The 16,502-nt window shown below is 65.5% G+C and carries 18 protein-coding genes; 3 read left to right on the top strand and 15 right to left on the bottom strand.

Annotated elements, in window-relative coordinates; genetic code table 11:
- Both AC27GT_RS06325 and AC27GT_RS06320 read left to right on the top strand, forming a co-directional pair.
- A partial coding sequence (locus tag AC27GT_RS06325; protein WP_487223740.1) for a GltB/FmdC/FwdC-like GXGXG domain-containing protein occupies positions 1 to 1,291 on the top strand: 1,291 nt, incomplete at its 5' end.
- 125 nt (positions 1,292 to 1,416) lie between these two features.
- A complete protein-coding gene (locus tag AC27GT_RS06320) occupies positions 1,417 to 1,974 on the top strand; it encodes a protoglobin domain-containing protein (protein WP_038070337.1) in 558 nt (185 codons plus the stop codon).
- Here the strand turns inward: AC27GT_RS06320 and dnaB are convergent.
- A complete protein-coding gene (dnaB, locus tag AC27GT_RS06315; protein WP_038071844.1) occupies positions 1,971 to 3,305 on the bottom strand; it encodes a replicative DNA helicase in 1,335 nt (444 codons plus the stop codon). The two genes, AC27GT_RS06320 and dnaB, sit on opposite strands and share 4 nt — an antisense overlap.
- 134 nt (positions 3,306 to 3,439) lie before the next feature.
- On the opposite strand from dnaB, the gene AC27GT_RS06310 reads away from it, so the two are divergent.
- Positions 3,440 to 5,053: a lytic transglycosylase domain-containing protein gene (locus AC27GT_RS06310; RefSeq protein WP_487223739.1), complete on the top strand. Its 1,614-nt coding sequence runs from the start codon at positions 3,440 to 3,442 to the stop codon at positions 5,051 to 5,053.
- Here AC27GT_RS06310 and AC27GT_RS06305 read toward each other — a convergent pair.
- The 14 genes from AC27GT_RS06305 to clpB form a co-directional block, all read right to left on the bottom strand.
- Positions 5,043 to 6,206 carry a cation:proton antiporter gene (locus AC27GT_RS06305; RefSeq protein WP_487223738.1) on the bottom strand — a complete coding sequence of 388 codons (1,164 nt, stop codon included), beginning with the start codon at positions 6,204 to 6,206 and terminating at the stop codon, positions 5,043 to 5,045. The two genes, AC27GT_RS06310 and AC27GT_RS06305, sit on opposite strands and share 11 nt — an antisense overlap.
- A complete protein-coding gene (locus AC27GT_RS06300) occupies positions 6,206 to 6,658 on the bottom strand; it encodes a CBS domain-containing protein (RefSeq protein ID WP_054392307.1) in 453 nt (150 codons plus the stop codon). Before AC27GT_RS06300 ends, AC27GT_RS06305 begins: the two co-directional genes overlap by 1 nt.
- A 10-nt stretch (positions 6,659 to 6,668) precedes the next feature.
- Positions 6,669 to 7,301, bottom strand: a complete 633-nt coding sequence (locus tag AC27GT_RS06295) for a rhomboid family intramembrane serine protease (RefSeq protein WP_487223737.1) — start codon at positions 7,299 to 7,301, stop codon at positions 6,669 to 6,671.
- Position 7,302: 1 nt separating this feature from the next.
- Positions 7,303 to 8,136 (bottom strand): SDH family Clp fold serine proteinase, encoded by an 834-nt coding sequence (locus AC27GT_RS06290; RefSeq protein WP_219759103.1) that lies wholly within the window; start codon positions 8,134 to 8,136, stop codon positions 7,303 to 7,305.
- 17 nt (positions 8,137 to 8,153) lie between these two features.
- Positions 8,154 to 9,287 (bottom strand): cation:proton antiporter, encoded by a 1,134-nt coding sequence (locus AC27GT_RS06285; RefSeq protein WP_487223736.1) that lies wholly within the window; start codon positions 9,285 to 9,287, stop codon positions 8,154 to 8,156.
- Positions 9,287 to 9,760, bottom strand: coding sequence for a cation:proton antiporter regulatory subunit (locus AC27GT_RS06280; protein ID WP_487223735.1), 474 nt, complete (start codon positions 9,758 to 9,760; stop codon positions 9,287 to 9,289). The genes AC27GT_RS06285 and AC27GT_RS06280 overlap by 1 nt, the downstream gene beginning before the upstream one ends.
- Positions 9,757 to 10,176: a phosphate-starvation-inducible PsiE family protein gene (locus tag AC27GT_RS06275; protein ID WP_487223734.1), complete on the bottom strand. Its 420-nt coding sequence runs from the start codon at positions 10,174 to 10,176 to the stop codon at positions 9,757 to 9,759. The genes AC27GT_RS06280 and AC27GT_RS06275 overlap by 4 nt, the downstream gene beginning before the upstream one ends.
- Before the next feature lie 2 nt (positions 10,177 to 10,178).
- The gene (locus AC27GT_RS06270) at positions 10,179 to 10,625 is read right to left on the bottom strand and encodes a DUF1931 family protein (protein WP_487223733.1); all 447 of its coding nucleotides are present in this window, start codon (positions 10,623 to 10,625) and stop codon (positions 10,179 to 10,181) included.
- Positions 10,626 to 10,731: 106 nt separating this feature from the next.
- A complete protein-coding gene (locus AC27GT_RS06265; protein WP_487223732.1) occupies positions 10,732 to 11,145 on the bottom strand; it encodes an Hsp20/alpha crystallin family protein in 414 nt (137 codons plus the stop codon).
- A 55-nt stretch (positions 11,146 to 11,200) separates the two neighbouring features.
- Positions 11,201 to 11,887, bottom strand: coding sequence for a metallophosphoesterase family protein (locus tag AC27GT_RS06260; RefSeq protein WP_015717905.1), 687 nt, complete (start codon positions 11,885 to 11,887; stop codon positions 11,201 to 11,203).
- Positions 11,888 to 11,897: 10 nt separating this feature from the next.
- Positions 11,898 to 12,314 carry an Hsp20/alpha crystallin family protein gene (locus AC27GT_RS06255; protein WP_038031100.1) on the bottom strand — a complete coding sequence of 139 codons (417 nt, stop codon included), beginning with the start codon at positions 12,312 to 12,314 and terminating at the stop codon, positions 11,898 to 11,900.
- Positions 12,315 to 12,329: 15 nt separating this feature from the next.
- Positions 12,330 to 13,514 (bottom strand): VLRF1 family aeRF1-type release factor, encoded by a 1,185-nt coding sequence (locus tag AC27GT_RS06250; protein WP_487223731.1) that lies wholly within the window; start codon positions 13,512 to 13,514, stop codon positions 12,330 to 12,332.
- Positions 13,511 to 13,900, bottom strand: coding sequence for a ferritin-like domain-containing protein (locus tag AC27GT_RS06245; RefSeq protein ID WP_015717902.1), 390 nt, complete (start codon positions 13,898 to 13,900; stop codon positions 13,511 to 13,513). The genes AC27GT_RS06250 and AC27GT_RS06245 overlap by 4 nt, the downstream gene beginning before the upstream one ends.
- A 13-nt stretch (positions 13,901 to 13,913) precedes the next feature.
- Positions 13,914 to 16,499 carry an ATP-dependent chaperone ClpB gene (gene clpB / locus AC27GT_RS06240; protein ID WP_487223730.1) on the bottom strand — a complete coding sequence of 862 codons (2,586 nt, stop codon included), beginning with the start codon at positions 16,497 to 16,499 and terminating at the stop codon, positions 13,914 to 13,916.
- Positions 16,500 to 16,502: the final 3 nt, after the last annotated feature.

Genomic DNA, 16,502 nt, shown 5'->3' with positions numbered 1-16,502 from the left:
CATGGTCCTTCTGGGGGCGGACCGGGTGGGCATGGCCACCATGGCCATGGTGGCCATCGGCTGCACCATCTGCCGGGGATGCCAGCTGGATACCTGCCACGTGGGCATCACCACCCAGATCGAGACGCTGGAGGAGGCTTTGGCCCACGGGCTAAAGCGCTTCGTGCCCCAGGACCTGGACCGGGCGGTGGAGCACCTCACCCGTTTCTTTGAGGCCAAGGGGGAGGCCCTGCGCGAGCTGGTGGCCGCCTTGGGGGCCCGCTCCCTTCGGGAGCTGAGGGGCCGGGTGGACCTCCTCTACCAGCGGGACCACCTGGAGGAGCTGGACCTTTCCTACTTCTTCCTGCCCGTGGAGGAGCCCGAGTGGCTTAAGGACACCTCGGCCCATGTGCTGAGAAAGCCCTTGAACCAGCTCACCCGCACCATCACCGAGGTGGTGATGGGGGCTTATGGGGAGGGAAGCCGCAAGCTGGTCTTCCAGGAGGGCCCGGTGAACTCCACCGACCGCGCCCTGGGGGCCCACCTGGCAGGGGAGATCGCAAGAAGGCGGCTTTACGGCAAGGGCTTTGACGCCGAAGTGGAGCTCCGCTTTGATGCGGGAAGCGTGGCCGGGAATGGCCTGGCGGCCTTTAACCTCGAGGGCATGAAGGTGGTGGTGGAAGGAGGGGCCCAGGACGGGGTGGCCAAGAGCGCCTTTGGGGGCACCGTGGCCATCCTCAAGGGCCGGAACCCCTACGGGGCCTATGTGGATGGCTCCGTGGGCAAGAGCTTCGCCTACGGGGCCATAGGGGGCCTCCTCATCGTGGAGGGGGTGGCGGATAGCCGCTTCTGCATCCGGCTTTCCGGGGCGGATGTCATCCTGGGCGGGGAGCCGGAAAGGCCCCTGAGGGACGAGCTCGGCAACCTGGCCGCCCGGGCCCAGGCCAAGGGGTTTGCCTTTGAGTACATGACCCGGGGGCGGGCCCTGGTCTTGGGGGATCCCGGGCCCTGGATCTGCTCGGGCATGACCGGGGGGCGGGTCTACCTCCGCCACTGGCCGGAGATGGGCCTTACGGAGGAGGCCATGAAGCGCCGCCTGGCCAAGGGGGCCAAGGTGGCGGTGAAGCCCCTGGACCTGAGGGGGATAGAGGATGTGCGGGAGCTCCTTTCCGCCTACATCCGGGTCCTCAAGGAGGCCAAGCGGGAGGAGAAGGCGGCCCGCCTGGAGAAACTTCTGGAGGATCCCGCCCAGCACTTCCGCATGGTGGAGCCCGTGAACCAGCAGGTGGAGCAGGGGGTGAGCACGGAGTAGGGCTCAAGGGAAGCTCCCAGGGTGGTTCGCTGAAAGGATCCATGGGCTTTCCCAGGATCTCGAGGTCCTGGGGGTAAAAGCCCTCGCCCTAGACGAAGGGCGGCCCGGGGAGGTACATTTGTCCCGTGGACCCCGGGGACCTATTGGATCTCCTCAAGCGCCGCACCGGATTCACCGAGGCCCATGCGGCTTTGCTAAGGGAGCTTGGAACCACCATGGTCCCTTTAGCCCCCGAGGTGGCCTTGGCCTTTTACGACTACTTGGGCCGGGATAAGGAGCTGGCGGAGATTCTCTATGCCGTGCCCGGAAGGGTGGAGCGGCTTTATGGCACCTTTGCCCGCTGGTATGCCGAGCTTTTTGGGGGCACCTACGACCGGGCCTATGCGGAAGGGCGGAGGCGCATTGGATTGGTGCACGCCAGGCTGGGCATTGGCCCCCGGGCCATGATCCCCGCCATGGGCATCGTGCAGGAACTCTCCCTCGAGCACCTGCGCACCGCCCTCCGTGGCCCGGAGGTCTACAGCGCGGTGGAGGCTTTTGAGAAGATCATCGCCATAGAGATTGCCCTTATTGAGGAAAGCTACCTCGAGGCCCTTGCCTTGGGCCTTTCCCTAGGCCACCGGGACCTGAAGGAAGCCTTGGCCCAAGGGGCGGCTGCCCTTCTGCAGGCGGGCCACTCCTAGGGCTCCCGGGCTAAGTCGTTGAAGCGCACGTGGGCGGCGTGGAACTGGAGTTCCACCGTGCCCGTGGGGCCGTTTCGCTGTTTGCCCACGATGATCTCGGCGATCCCCGCCTTCTCGGAATGGGGGTTATAGTACTCGTCCCGGTAGATGAACATCACCAGGTCCGCATCTTGCTCGATGCTGCCCGATTCCCTAAGGTCCGAGAGCATGGGGCGCTTGTTGGGCCTGGCTTCCACCGCCCGGGAAAGCTGGCTTAAGGCGATCACGGGCACGTTGAGCTCCCGGGCGAGGGCCTTAAGCCCGCGGGAGATGGCGGCGATCTCCTGCTGCCGGTTTTCCCCCTGCTTGCCCGCCCCGGGGCCGGACATGAGCTGGAGGTAATCGATGATGAGAAGGCCCACCTCGTACTGGCTTCTAAGCCGCCTGGCCCGGGCCCTGAGCTCCATCAGGGTGAGGTCTGGGGTGTCGTCGATGTAGATGGGGGCCTCGGAAAGCCTTCCCGCCACGTCCACCAGGCGGGAGAAGTCGCGGTCCGTGAGCTGGCCCAGGCGCACCCGGTTCATGTCGATGCGGGCTTCCGAGCACATGAGGCGCAGGGTGAGCTGGGAGGCGGGCATCTCCAGGGAGTAGATGCCTACCCCTATGCCCTCCTTCAAGGCGGCGTGCTGGGCAATGGTGAGGGCAAAGGCGGTCTTTCCCATAGCGGGGCGGGCGGCGATGATGTTTAAGGAGCCCGGGGCCAAGGTACCGATGAGCTGGTCCAGTTCCTTGAAGCCGGTGCGGACCCCGGAGACCTCCCCCTTGTTCTGGAAGAGGGCCTCGATGTGCTCAAAGGTCTCGTGGACCAGCTCCCGGATGGAGCGGGCCTCGGTTTCCGTCTGGGTGAGGGCCACCTCGAGGATTTTCTTGCCCGCGGTGTCCAGGATCTCGTCCAGGCTTCCCGCCTCCTCGTAGGCCAGGCGCATGGCCTCGCCTGCCGCCTGGATGAGCTTTCGTAGGGTCCATTTCTCCGCCACGATGCGGGCGTAGTGCTCCGCGTAGGCGGCGGTGGGGGTGGCCTCGGAAAGCTGGACCAGGTAGCTGACTCCTCCCAGGGCTTCCAGCTCCCCCCGGCGGGAAAGCTCCTCCGCCAGGGTCACCAGGTCCACGGGCTTCCCCTGGGACCTGAGGGTCTGCATGGCGGCGTAGATCTTGCGGTGGGCCTCCGCGTAAAAGGCCTCGGGGGAGGGGAGGAGGCCTTCCAGCTCGTCCAGCACATCGGAATCCAGGAGAATGGCCCCCAGGACGCTCTGTTCCGCCTCGAGGTTGTGGGGGGGAATACGGCCTTCCATACCCATAGGCCTTACCAGGCTACGCCCACCCCCCCGGGTTTTGCCAGGGGGCTATCCCCAAGGTAAGCCATGCCTTCCCAAGGCCTCGGCCGTGGGGCCATTCCCTTCTCACCTTTTTCCCTTAGGGTGGGGGTGTGCGGTGGCTTCTGGTCCTTTCCTGGATTGCCCTTACCTCTTGCCGGACCCAGGCCTTGCCTGAACCCTTTGCCAGCCTGGAAAGGGGCGTGACGGAGGAGGTGCGCCAGGTGGCCCTGGGCAGCGAAGGATATGCCCGGATGCTTTCGGGCTGGCTGCTTGTGGACCGGGAGGAGGTGCCCCTGGCGGAGCGGGCGGAGTACGCCTGGCGCTACGCCCTCTTCCTGGAGGAGGTGCGGGCCTTTGAGCCGGGTTGGGAAGCGAAAGCCGCCTGGCGCAAGGCTGCTTCCCTCCTCCAAAAAGCCCAGGACCCCCGGGCCTTTTCCGCCTGGCAGAGGCTTTTGCCCGAGGAGGAGGCGGTGGCCGCCCTCCTTTCCCTGGGGGAGGGGGAGAGGCTTTGGGAAGCCCTCTTCCAGGGGCGGGCCTACGAGGCCCTGTTGCGGGTTCTTCCCCTGGGGGTGCGTCCCGACCTCCGCGCCCAGGCGCTTTTCCGGCTTGGGCGCTATGGGGAGGCTTTGCCCTTTTACCAGGAGTGGGCCAGAGAAGACCCCAGGGGGTACCTGGGCCTGGGTTACACCCTTTGGCGGCTTGGGCGAAGGGAGGAGGCCCTGGAGGCCTTGGCCCGCTATGACCACCCGGAAAGCCGCTACGCCCAGGGGCGGATCCTGGAGGAAATGGGAAGGATCCTCGAGGCGGTGGAGGCCTACCGGCAAAGCATCCCCCAGGGGGTCTGGCGGGCCACGGGTCTTCTGGAACGGCAGGGGTTGAAGAAGGAAGCCCTGGTCCTTTATCTGGACCTGGCCCGGGGCACGAGCCCGTATGCGGACGACGCTGCCCTTCGGGCCTACTTCCTGGCGGGGGAGCTGGGCTTAGCCGAATCCCGGAGGGAAGCCCTGGACCTGGTGCAGGGTGGGCTAGGCCTTCTCCTGGGGAAGGAGCCTCTTCCTCCACCCCCGGCCCCTTCTTCCTCGCCGCCTCCCGAGGCTTCCCTGGTGGAGGCCCTGGTGGCTTTCGGCAAGGAGGTCTGGGCCCGGGGGGTGGTGCGCTACGCCCTTTGGCAAAGGCCTGGGGACTGGCCTGCCCTGGTGCCCTTCCTGTACCGCCTGGGGGCTTACCGGGAGGGGATCCGGGCAGCCTGGCCCACCCTCTTGGCCTACCCCCGCCCCTACCGGGAATGGGTGGAGGGCTATGCCGGGAAGGAGGGCTTAGACCCCAACCTGCTTTATGCCCTCCTCCACGTGGAAAGCCGCTTTGACCCCCTGGGGGTAAGCCCCACGGGGGCCTTGGGCCTGGGCCAGTTCCTAAGGAGCACCTGGGAGGATGTGGCCCGGATGCTGGGAGAGCCCCCTGCCGACCCCTTTGACCCCGAGGCCAGCATCCGCTACGCCGCCCGCTACCTGCGCTGGCTTATGGGTAGGTGCGCCGCCTATAGGGGCCTGGAACAGGTGGCCTGCGCCGTAACCGCCTATAACGGAGGCGTTGGCTACACCCTGAGGGGCATCGCCCGGGAAGGTGGTCTTTACGCCTTCCTTCGCTTCCAGGAGCGGGATGAACCCCGGGAGTACCTGGCTAAGGTGCTTTCCGCCTACGCCGCCTACCGGGCTATTCCTTAGCCTGGCGCAGCCCCTTTTCCGTCCAGGCGATAAAGGGCTTGAGGGCGAAGGGGGCGAAGAGGGTGGTGAAGACCACCATGAAGAGGACGATGGCGTACTCCTCCTCGTTGACGGCTCCCGCCGCAAGCCCCAAGGCAGCCACGATCAACCCCACCTCCCCTCGAGGGGCCATGCCCACTCCCACGGTGAGGGCGGAGCGTACCCCTTGGGTCAAGGAACCCAGGAACCCCCCCAGGACCTTGCCCAGGATGGCGATCACCGTGACCACGGTCCCCGCCACCAAGGTGGCAGGGGAAACCAGGGCGGCGAGTTCCAGCCGCACCCCCACCATGGCGAAGAAGAGGGGGGCCAGGAAGCTTTCTATGGCGAACACGGGTTCTTCCAGCCGGTACTTCTCCCGCACCTCCGAAAGGAGCATCCCTCCGAGGAATGCCCCCACGATAGGGGCAAGGCCGATGGAGGCTGCCAGGGCAGCCATCCCGATGCCCAGGGCCAGGGCGAAGCCCACGGGGCTGCCCACAGGGAGTTTTTCTAAGGGCAGGCGGGCGAAAAGGGGCGAGAGGGCTACCGCCAGGCCCACGAAGGCCACGGAAAGGAGGATGAGCTGCAGGATGGCCCCTGTTTCCACCTGCCCTGTTTTGGCTACCCCGTTCACCACCGCCAGGACGATGAGGCCCAGCACGTCGTCGATGACCGCAGCCCCCAGGATGATGCGGGCGTAGGGGCGGGAAAGCACCCCGAGTTCCTGCAACACCCGGGCAGTGATCCCCACGCTGGTGGCCACCAAGGCGGTGCCTAGGAACAGGGAGGGCAGGGTGGCGAAGCCGATCTGGAGGCCATAGAAGTAACCTCCCACGAAGGGGAAGGCCACCCCCAAAACCGCCACCAGGAAGGCCTCCTTTCCCACGGCCAGGATGTCTTTAAGCCGGGTTTCCAGGCCCACCATGAAGAGGAGGAAGATGGCCCCGAGCTCGGCGATGAACTCCAGGATCTCCCCCTCGTGCACCCAGCCCAGGAGGGCGGGGCCCACCAGGATGCCGGCCAGCACCTCCCCGATAACCACGGGTTGGTTCAGGCGCTTGAAGAGGAAGGCCATGACCTGGGCGGCCAGGATGAGGTAGAAGACCTCGAGGATGTGCCCAGCTCCATGCATCACCGCCTCCCCAGGATGAGCTTGAGGAAGTCGCTTCGGGTGAGGATGCCCACCACCCTATTGCCCTGGTCCACCACCGGCAGGTGGCGCACCTCGCTGGTGAGGAGGGTTTCCAAAGCCTTTCCCACCGGGTCCTCGGGATGCAGGCGGGGGATATCCGTGCGCATCACCGCCTTTACCGGCGTTTTCTGGTAGCGGCGGTAGATATCCTCCAAAAACTCCCCGTCCACCCACTCCCCGAAAAGCTGCAGGGCCTCCACATCGGAGAAGGGGATGTTTTCGGGGTGGGGGAGGAGTTCCTCCACCTGGAGTAGCCCCAGCAAGCATCCCTCTCGGTCCACCACAGGCAGGCTACCGTAGCGCTTCTCCAGGATGCGCCGGGCGGCTTCCTCGAGGGTGGCCTCCGGCCCGATGGTGTCGGGGTTTGGGGTCATGAGTTCGGCTACCTTCATGGGCTAAAGTTTACCAGCGCCGCCACCTGGGGGCAAAGCGCCGGGCCATGAGGGCGCCGAAAAGGAATCCCCCCAGGTGGGCCCACCAGGCCACCCCGGGTAGGCCCAAAAGCCCCTGGAAGAGTTGAAGAAAGGCCCAGTACCCGATGTAGAACCCCGCAGGAAAGGTGACGAAGAGGGGGAAGACGAAGAGGATCACCGAGACCACGTAGGCCCTGGGGAAGAGGATGTAATACGCCCCCAGCACCGCCGAGACCGCCCCGCTGGCCCCGATCATGGGGATGGTGGAGGTGAGGGAGAAAAGCCCCTGGGCCAAGGCGGCGGCCAGCCCCCCCAGGAGGTAGAAGAGGAGGAAGCGCCCGTGGCCCATACGGTCCTCCACGTTGTCCCCGAAGACCCAGAGGAACCACATATTGGAAAGAATATGAAAAAAGCTCCCGTGGAGGAACATGCTGGTGAGGAGGCGGTAGCCCTGGCCCACAGGGTCCTGAAAGAACAAGGCGGGGATAAAGCCGTAGGCCTCGGCAGACCACTCCAGGCCCACGGAAAGTTGCCACAAAAAGGCTAAGGCGTTAAAGAACACCAGGCCCTTGACCACGAAAGCGGGCCGGCGGGCATGGTTGATGTCGTAGAGGGGAAACACCCTAAGGCCTCCCAGGCTGCTGGTGACGATAGGGTACGGGCACGTACTGCACGCTGGGCTTACCCCCCTGGGCCTGGGGGTAGAGGTCCATGAGCTCGTAGACCTCGAGGGGCATCTCCGTGCTCACGGGAAGACCCATCTCCCGGGCCTGGGCCACGTCAATGGGGTAGTCGTGGGTCCAGGTGCCCTGGGAAAGGAGGGTGGCCACCTCCTCCGCCTTCTCCTCAGGCATGCGCTTCAAAAGCAGGTTTTTCACCGTGGCCTTCACCTGCTTCAGGGCCTTTTCCGCCACATCCGCCAGGATCAGGGTCTGGTCGTCGATCTCCTGGATGGGCTTCTTCTCCAGCACCTTGAGGATGCTGGCCGCCGGATACTGGCCGAGCTGGGGGTCCACGGGGCCCAAGACGGCGTTTTCATCCATGACGATCTCGTCGGCGGCCAGGGCGATGAGGGTACCCCCGGACATGGCGTAGTGGGGCACGAAGACCGTGACCTTGGCGGGGTGGCGCAACAGGGCCTCGGCGATCTGCTCCGCCGCCAGGACCAGGCCCCCTGGGGTGTGGAGGATGAGGTCTATGGGCACACTCTTGTCCGTGAGGCGGATAGCCCTTAGGACCTGCTCCGAGTCGTCGATGTTGATGAAGCGGCTGATGGGGATACCCAGGAAGCTGACGGCTTCCTGGCGGTGGATGAGGGTGATGACCCGGCTTTTCCGCTTCCGCTCCAGCTCGGCGATCTTCCGGGCCCTGGCCCCCAGGAGCATCTGCTGTTGCAGGTAGGGGGTGAGGGCGGACAGGATAAAGAAGAGCCAGAAGAGCTGAAAGAAGATTTCCATGAGAAGAGTATATAGGCCTAGGAGGAGCGGGCGGGGCGGCGGGGCCTTGGGGCTTCGCGCAGAAGTAGCCTGCCGATCTCGGGGGCAAACCGGATGAGGAGGGCCCCCAGGGGGATGGAAAGAAGCACCAAGAGCACCGCCACCTGGGCCACCAGGGGATATCCCTGTTCCAGGGCTAGGCTTCCCAGGACCAGGTTAAACTCCCCCCGGGGTACCAGGTACAAGGCGCTATAGAGCCGGCGTTTGCGGGAAAGCCCCACCCGGGCGCCCCCCGCATGGTTTAAGGGTAGCTTCAGAAGAAGCCCGATAAGGGCCAGGACTACAACCGCAGGCGTCAAGCCCTGGAAGAGGCTGAGGGCCTTTGCCCCCACCACCAGGAAGAAGAGGGCCACGCCCAGATTCCGCACGGGGCCGAAGAGGTGCTCCAGCCTTTCCCGAAGGCCTAAAGCAGCAGCGATGACCCCTGCGAGAAACGCACCCACGCCTTCCGAGGCCCCGATGGCGTGGAAGAGCAGGGCGGTCCCGGTGGTGAAGGTGGCCCCGAGAAGGAGGATGAGCTCGTGGGATAGCCCCTCCATCCAGGAAACCAGCTTGGGACCGATGAAGCGGGCGAAGAGCAGGTAGGCGAGGGCCAAGGCCATCCCTCCGAGGAAGCCCACGGGGCCGTGCCCGCCCAGGAGGGCCAGGAGGATGGCCACCACCAGGTCCTCGAGGACCAAGACCCCCAGGACCACCTCGCTTTCGGGGTTGGCCGCCCGGCGCAGGTCGATGATGAGCTTGACGATCACCGCACTGGAGCTAATGTAGATGGCTCCGGCCAGCAGGGCAGCCCCCCGGAGGTCCAGCCCGGCCAGGAGTCCCAGGATAAAGCCCAGGGGCAGGGCCAGGGTGTCGTAGAGGCCCGCCCTAATCGCCTTCCCCGATAGCCCCTTAAGCCGGTCGGGACCGAACTCCAGCCCCACGGAGAAAAGGAGGAGAAGAAGCCCCAAAGAGGGCAGGGGTTCCAGCTCCTCCACGGGGAGCCTCTCGCCCATAAATAGCCCCGTGAGAAGGTACACGGGCAGGGGAGGGAGCCCTGCCTTGTGGACGAGAAGGGCTCCCAGGGCCAGAAGCCCTGCCGCCAGGGTAAAGGCCTCCACGGAAGGGTGCATCAGAGGGTCCTCTTCAGGGTTTCCACGGCCTCGCGGCTTCCCGCCACCACCAGGGTGTCTCCTGTTTCCAGAAGGGTGTCGGAGCTGGGGTTAGGGATAAGGGGAGCCCCAGGGCGGTCCACGGCCAGGAGGTGAGCTCCAGGGGGCAGGGCAAGCTCCCCCACCCGCTTGCCCACCAGCTTGGAGCCGGGCAGGACCTTGATCCACTCGATAACCTTCTGCCCAAGCTTGCTTTGGGTGTCCCCCACCGCCTCGGGGTGGAAGAGCACCCCAGCCAGGATGGCCCCAAGCTCCCGGGCTTCCTCGTCGGTGAGGTCCAGGGCCATGGTGGGCTCGTCCTCCTCCCCCGCCTCGAAGTACTGGACCTCCCGCTTCCCCGAGTGGTGGACCACGATGACGATCCGGTCGCCGCTTTGCACCGTGATGGTGTACTTCCGCCCCACGCCGGGAAGAACCGCTTCCTCCACCCTCATGGTCGCCTCCTGGGGGAAAACTGCACGGCCAGGGTGCGCCCGGCCACCAGGGCCAAGATGCCCAGGGTCCAGAAGAAGAGGTCCAGCCCGGAGAGCTTTTCGGCGAAGAGGAGGAGAAGAAGTTCCCGCAGGGCCAGGGCCACGCCGATCTCCAGGAGGACCTCGAGGCGCACCCTTTCAAACTCAAAGTACTCCACGAAGACCCGCACCAGCTCCAGGACGATGACCAGGCTCAGGACGTTGGTGACCAGTTCCTTAAGGCCCAGGCGCACCGTGGGTTCGGTAAGGGTGAGGCCCAGCTCCATGAAGGTGCGCCCCACCCCCACGAAAAGCCCGATGAGAAGGGCCACCACCACCAGGTTGAAGACCAGGCGGGTGGCCCGGCGGTACAGGGAAAGAAGCAGGTCCTGGCTCATGCCTAGAGAAGAAGGTTAAAGACCCGCTCAGCACGTTCGTGGTGTTCGGTTTGCGGGTTCTTAAGCCTGGGGTCCAGCTCCTTCAGTACCCGGGCGTAGGCCACCACCAGGGCCCCGGCGATCTCGGGAAGCAGGTTGCGCACGTCCTCGGAGATCTCCAGGTCCAAAGGGGGCAAGGAGGCCAGGGCGTCCAGCACGGGCTTGAGCTCCAGGGTGGTTTCCATGGCCCGGAACTCCTTTAGGGTTTCCTGAAGCCCCTTGGTGAGGGGCAGGTCGGGCTCGAGGATGATGTCCCGGCCGTTGTACTTGGCCTGGCGCTCCGCCACCACCAAAAGGTCATAGATCTTGTTCCTGAGGAAATCGGAAAGGCGTTTAAGGTCGTTCTTGTCCACATCCAGGCCCGCAGCCAGGCGGAAGAGCTTCTCAAACTCGGCTATTTTCATCAGCATACCCGCTCACCTCCTCACACCAGGGTAAGACTTGACAATACTATTGTCAAGAGACCTGATAAAAACACACCAACCCAAGGCGGAAGGCCAAGGGTTGGTGGGGTCTTTACCCCTCCTGCACGGGGATCCTCACGGGGGGCTCGGGCGGGCGCTTCTCCCGGGGGATCCTCACCTCCAGCACGCCCTTGTGGAGCTTGGCCTCAATGCCTTCCTTCTTGGCGTCCTTGGGGAGGAGGTAGGCGCGGTAGATGCGCCCGTAGACGATCTCCGAGAGGTGCTTGGTGCGCTTTTCCTCCTTTTTCTCCCCTTCCACCACCAGCTGGTCCCCCTCGAGGCGCACCTCCAGGTTCTCGGGGCCCAGGCCCGGAACCTCCACCCGCAACAGGTAGTGGTCCTCGTGCTCGGAAAGCTCCGAAAGGGGCTCCAGGGTTTCGCCCTCCTCCTTAAAAACCTTCTCTAGCGCTTCCTCAAAGGCCTTGCGCACCCGGTTCCGGCCGAAGGGCCAAAGCTTCTCCAGCATCTTGACCTCCTTTTAAGGGCATAGGGCCCCGCCCCCAGGCGGGGCCCCCGGGGCCTTAGCGCACGTTTCCGGTTTCCAGCTTCCTCGCCCTCAGGTCCAGGAGGCTGTACTCACCCTCGGAGAGGTCGCCCGGCACCACCACCCAGCTTGCCCCCAGCATCTCGTGCTTCTGGCCCCTGCCGGCGGTGATCACCAGGAGGGGGTTATGGGTCTTGACCAGGTGGGCCACCTCATGGGACCCCCCTTCCCCAAGGCCCTTGTGGTAGGGGTTGGTGTAGAAGAGGAAGATCTTGGGGTAGTCCTTGAGGTCCCAGAGGGTCTTCAGGTGGTACTCCGCCACCCAGGCAGGGTAGCGCAGGGCCTCGCCCTCCTCGGGCTCGCCGTCATCGGTGATCTCCCCGCCGATGCCCGCCACCAGGTAGGGGCCCTTCCAGAAGGTGAAGGTCTCGTGGACGTTGCGCATCTCGGGCCGCACCAGCTCGATGTTGGCGGCCTCCCGGAGGTATTCCCAGATGGGGGCGTCCTGGGGCCCGGGGATGTAGGCGGTGGGGAGATGAGCCTCGGAAAGGATGCGGAAGAAGGCGGCGTAGTCGCGGCTTTTCGCCGTCTTGGGCATGAGGTTGCCCACCAGGGCGAGGGCGTCTGCCCCCGTTTCCGGGGCCAGCTTCACCAGCTTCTCCAGGGCCTCGAGGTCGCCCATGGGGTTGGAAGTGGCCAGGATGTACCGCGTGGTCCGCCGCATACCTCACCTCCTATTCCACCTGCACCTGGATCCTCTTGGGCCTGCTTTCCTCGGCCTTGGGCACCAGAAGGTGGAGCACCCCGTGGCGGAAACGGGCCTGGACCCGGGAGAGGTCAAAGGTGCTGGGCACGTTGAAGCTCCGGGCGAAGGTGCCGTAGGGGCCCTCGAGGCGGTGGTAGGCCACGTTCTCCCGCTTCTCGAAGGGCCGCTCCGCCTTCACGGAAAGCACGCCTTCCTCGGCCACCACCTCCACCTTCTCCGGGTCCACCCCGGGAAGGTAGACCAGCACGTGAAGCCCAGCCTCATCCTCCATCACGTCCACCGGAGGGGCGTACACCCTGGGCCCCTGCTGGGGGGTGGCGCCGAAGGCCCTTGCCAGACGCTCCTGCAACTCCTCCAGCTCCCTGAAAGGATCAAACCGAACCATCCTCCTCACCTCCTTTCACCACCTCAGGAGCGCGGCCATGCCCCCGCGCTCCAGAAGTTCTTTTTCCGCTTCGCCCCGCACGAACTCCAGCTTGGCGGCATACCCCGCGGCCAGCTCGGGCAGGACCACGGCCAGGGGCTTGGCCTCGGGGTTTTGGCACTGGGCCAAGGCCCGGGCCTCATCGGGGAAGAAGATCCCGTCACAGGCGTAGGTGGTCTGGTCCAGGTGCCAGGGAAGCACCCAGAGCTCCACCCGTCCCTCCTGCACCCTTTCCAGCACCTCGGGGCCGAAGACCGCTTTGGGGTAGGCTTCCTCCAGCTTCTTGAGAAGCTCCACCTCCCCCTTCCGTTCGATCTCCTCCAGGACGGGCTCCAGCCGCTTGAGCACCTGGCCGGGACTGGCCCCGGGGTGGGGCAGGGAGGGAAGCAGGGCCACCAGCTTCTCCTTAAGGCGCTTGGGCAGGTAACCCAGGAAGAGCTTGGTGTGCTCCTCGGGGCCCATGAGGATCAGGCGGGTGAACCCCCGTTCCTCCACCAGCTTCTCCAGCTCGTGGCTCAGGGTCTTGTAAAAGCGCTCCTCCCAAGCGGCCAGGCGCTTGGCGAAGAGGTCCTGCCCCGCCCCGCCCCGGGAGATCCCCGCCAGGTTGAAGCGGCGCCCCGGGGCGTCCAGGGAAAGCCGCCGCCAGGCCTCGGTATCCAGGGCGAGGAAGGCATCCCCCACTTCCTGGATTTCGCCCAGGAAGATTTCAAACACCCGCCAGCGCTCCTGGTCCAGGTAGACCACCCCGTAGCGCTCGTACTCGTCCAGGGCGTAGATGAGGGGGAGGAGGAAGGGTTCGCCGTAGTGGGCTAAGGCCCCGTCCGTGAGGAAACGGCTTTCCTTTTCCCCCAGGAAGGTGGTCTTGAGGCTGGAGACCAGGGGCAGCTCCACCTGGAGCAGGAGGGTTTCAAAGAGCTTGTCCTTGGCGAAGAAGACGGCGGTCTTGGCCTCCAGAACTTGGTTTTTCAACACTTCCAGGACCCTATCCTGCAGGTCCTGGGGCACCCCCAGGGCCTTCATGGCGTCCTTGGCCCTTAGGGCATAGGCCCGGTTGGCGTTTTCCGGCTTGGCGGGGTTGATGTCCAGGTAGAGGGAGAGGATGGGCCCCTCTGCGATAGCCAGGGTTTCCTTGATGCGCCGGATTTCTTCCTTTCCGATCATAGGCCACCTCCTAAAAGGGCCACGGCTTTGCGCACGGCTTCTTGGTTGAGCCTTTCCTCCTGGCCCAGCCGGGTGAAGAGGGCCTCGAGGTCCGGCTCGGGAAAGGTACTTTCCAGATAGTAGGCCCGATCAAAGCCTTCCTCGGAAAGAAGGCGGAGGAGCGCCTCCCAGCCTTCCTCCTCCACCTTGGGCATCGGGGGGAGGGAGGCGCCTTGGCGGCGGAGGGCCTCGGCGATGGCCTCGGCATGGGCCCGCTCCCTACGCGCCACCTCCTCCAGGAGGGCCCGGAGGTGGGGGTAGGGTACCCTTTCCGCCGCCCGCTCCGCCCGCAGAGCATCCAGGAGCTCATCCTGGTAGGCCTTTTGCAGGACTTCCACCACGCTCATGCCGCCTCCTTTCTCAGGCCTCTACCCGCTCGGGGGTGCGGAAGACCAGCCCCGTGGGGCCAGCGTCCACCACCACGGCATCCCCCTCCTTGATCTCCCCGGCCAGGATCTTCACCGCCAGGGGGGTTTCCAGCTCCCGGGCGATCACCCGCTTCAGGGGCCTGGCCCCGAAGACGGGGTCGTAGCCCCGCTCGGCCAGGTAGTCCTTGGCGGCCTCGGTGAGGGTGAGGGTGATGCGCTTTTCCGCCAGGCGGGCCCTGAGGCTTTGGAGCTGGATCTCCACGATCTCCCGAAGCTGCTCCCGGGTGAGGGGCCTGAAGACCACGATCTCGTCCAGGCGGTTCAGGAACTCGGGGCGGAAGTGCTTTTGCAACACGGCGAAGACCTCCTCCCGGATGCGCTCGTAGGGCAGGCCCTTCTGGATGCCCTCGAGGATCAGGGGGCTTCCCAGGTTGGAGGTGAGGATGATCACCGTGTTGCGGAAGTCCACGGTGCGCCCGTGGGAGTCGGTGAGGCGGCCGTCGTCCAGGATCTGCAGGAGGATGTTGAAGACATCGGGGTGGGCCTTCTCGATCTCGTCGAAGAGGATGACCGTGTAGGGGCGGCGCCTCACCGCCTCGGTGAGCTGCCCACCTTCCTCGTAGCCCACGTAGCCGGGTGGGGCCCCGATGAGCCGGCTCACCGCGTGCTTCTCCATGTACTCCGTCATGTCGATGCGCACCATGGCCTCCTCGGTGTCGAAGAGGGTGGCGGCCAGGGTCTTGGCCAGCTCCGTCTTGCCCACCCCCGTGGGGCCCAGGAAGAGGAAGCTTCCGATGGGGCGGTTCGGGTCCTTGAGGCCGGCCCGGGCCCGCCTTATGGCGTCGGCCACGGCCCGGATGGCCTCCTCCTGGCCCACCACCCGCTTGTGGAGCTCGTCCTCAAGCCGTAAGAGCTTCTCCCTTTCCCCTTCCAGGAGCTTGGAAACCGGGATGCCCGTCCAGCGGGAGACGATCTCGGCGATGTCCTCCTCGGTCACCTCCAGGCGCACGAAGCGGGCGTTTTTGAGCTTCTCGGAGAGGGCCTCCACCTCGGCCTCGAGGCGGGGAAGCTCCCCGTAGCGGAGCTCGGCGGCCCGGTTCAGGTCGTACTGGCGCTCCGCCAGCTCAATCTGCCGCCGGACCTCGTCCAGGCGTTGCTGGGCTTCGTGGAGCCTCTTCAGGACCTCCCGCTCCGCCTCCCACTCGGCCTTGAGCTTCTGGATCTCCTGGTTGAGGTGGGCGATCTCCTCTTCGATGGCCTTGAGCCTTTCCTGGGAGTCCGGGTCCTTCTCCTTCTTTAGGGCCTCCCGTTCGATCTCCAGCTGGAGCTTCTTCCGCTCCAAGGTGTCGATCTCCTCAGGGGCGCTTTCCAAGGCCATGCGCAGGCGGGCTGCTGCCTCGTCGATGAGGTCGATGGCCTTGTCGGGAAGGCGCCTTTCCGTGATGTAGCGGTGGGAGAGGACCGCCGCCGCCACCAGGGCGGGGTCGGAGATCCTGACCCCATGGTGCACCTCGTACTTCTCCTTGATGCCCCGGAGGATGGAGATGGTCTCCTCCACGCTGGGCTCGTCCACGAAGACGGGCTGGAAGCGCCTTTCCAGGGCGGGGTCCTTCTCGATCTCCCGGTACTCGTCCAGGGTGGTGGCGCCGATAAGCCGAAGCTCCCCCCGGGCCAGGGCGGGCTTCAGCATGTTGCCGGCGTCCACGGCCCCCTCGGCCTTGCCCGCCCCCACCACGGTGTGGAGCTCGTCGATGAAGAGGATGATTTCCCCCTGGCTTTGCACCACCTCCTGGATCACCGCCTTCAGGCGCTCCTCAAACTCGCCCCGGTACTTGGCCCCGGCCAGGAGGGAGCCCATCTGCAAGGAGATGATGCGCTTGCCCTTGAGGCCTTCCGGCACATCCCCCTTCACGATGCGCTGGGCCAGCCCCTCCACGATGGCGGTCTTACCCACCCCTGGTTCGCCGATGAGCACCGGGTTGTTCTTGGTGCGCCGGAGGAGGATCTGGATGGTGCGCCTTATCTCCTCGTCCCGGCCGATCACCGGGTCCAGCTTGCCCTCGGCAGCCAGCTTGGTGAGGTCGATGCCGTACTGCTCCAGGGCGTTGTAGGTGTTTTCCGCATGTTCCGTCTGCACGGTTTTACCTCCTCTTAGTTCCTGTAGGGCTTTTCTTAAGGAGCCTTCTTCGGGGATACCCACCTGGAAGGAGGGCTCGGCCCTCGAGGCCTCCGCCAAGGCCAGGACCAGGGTATCCAGGGCCACGAACCGGTCCTTAAGCTCCCCCATTAGGGCCTCGGCCCGGTCCAGGGCCCGGGCAAGCCTTTGGGAAAGGTACTGGCCCACCTCGGCCCCCTCCACCTTGGGCAGGCGGCCCAGTTCCCGCTCGGCGCTTTCCTTGAGGGCCTTGGGGTTACCCCCTGCCCTCTCCAGAAGCCGCCAGGCCAGGCCCGTGGGGTCTTTCAGGAGGACCGCCCATAGATGGGGCAGGTCGATGGCCTGGTGCTTCATCTCCCGGGCCAGGACCTGGGCCTGGGCCAGGGCCTCGCGGGCGGCTTGGGTCCAGCGTTCCAGGTTCATACC

It is taken from the genome of Thermus sp. KWY1, assembly GCF_057547025.1.
Note: the sequence above shows the minus strand (reverse complement) of the source record. Positions and strands in the feature narration are given on the sequence as shown.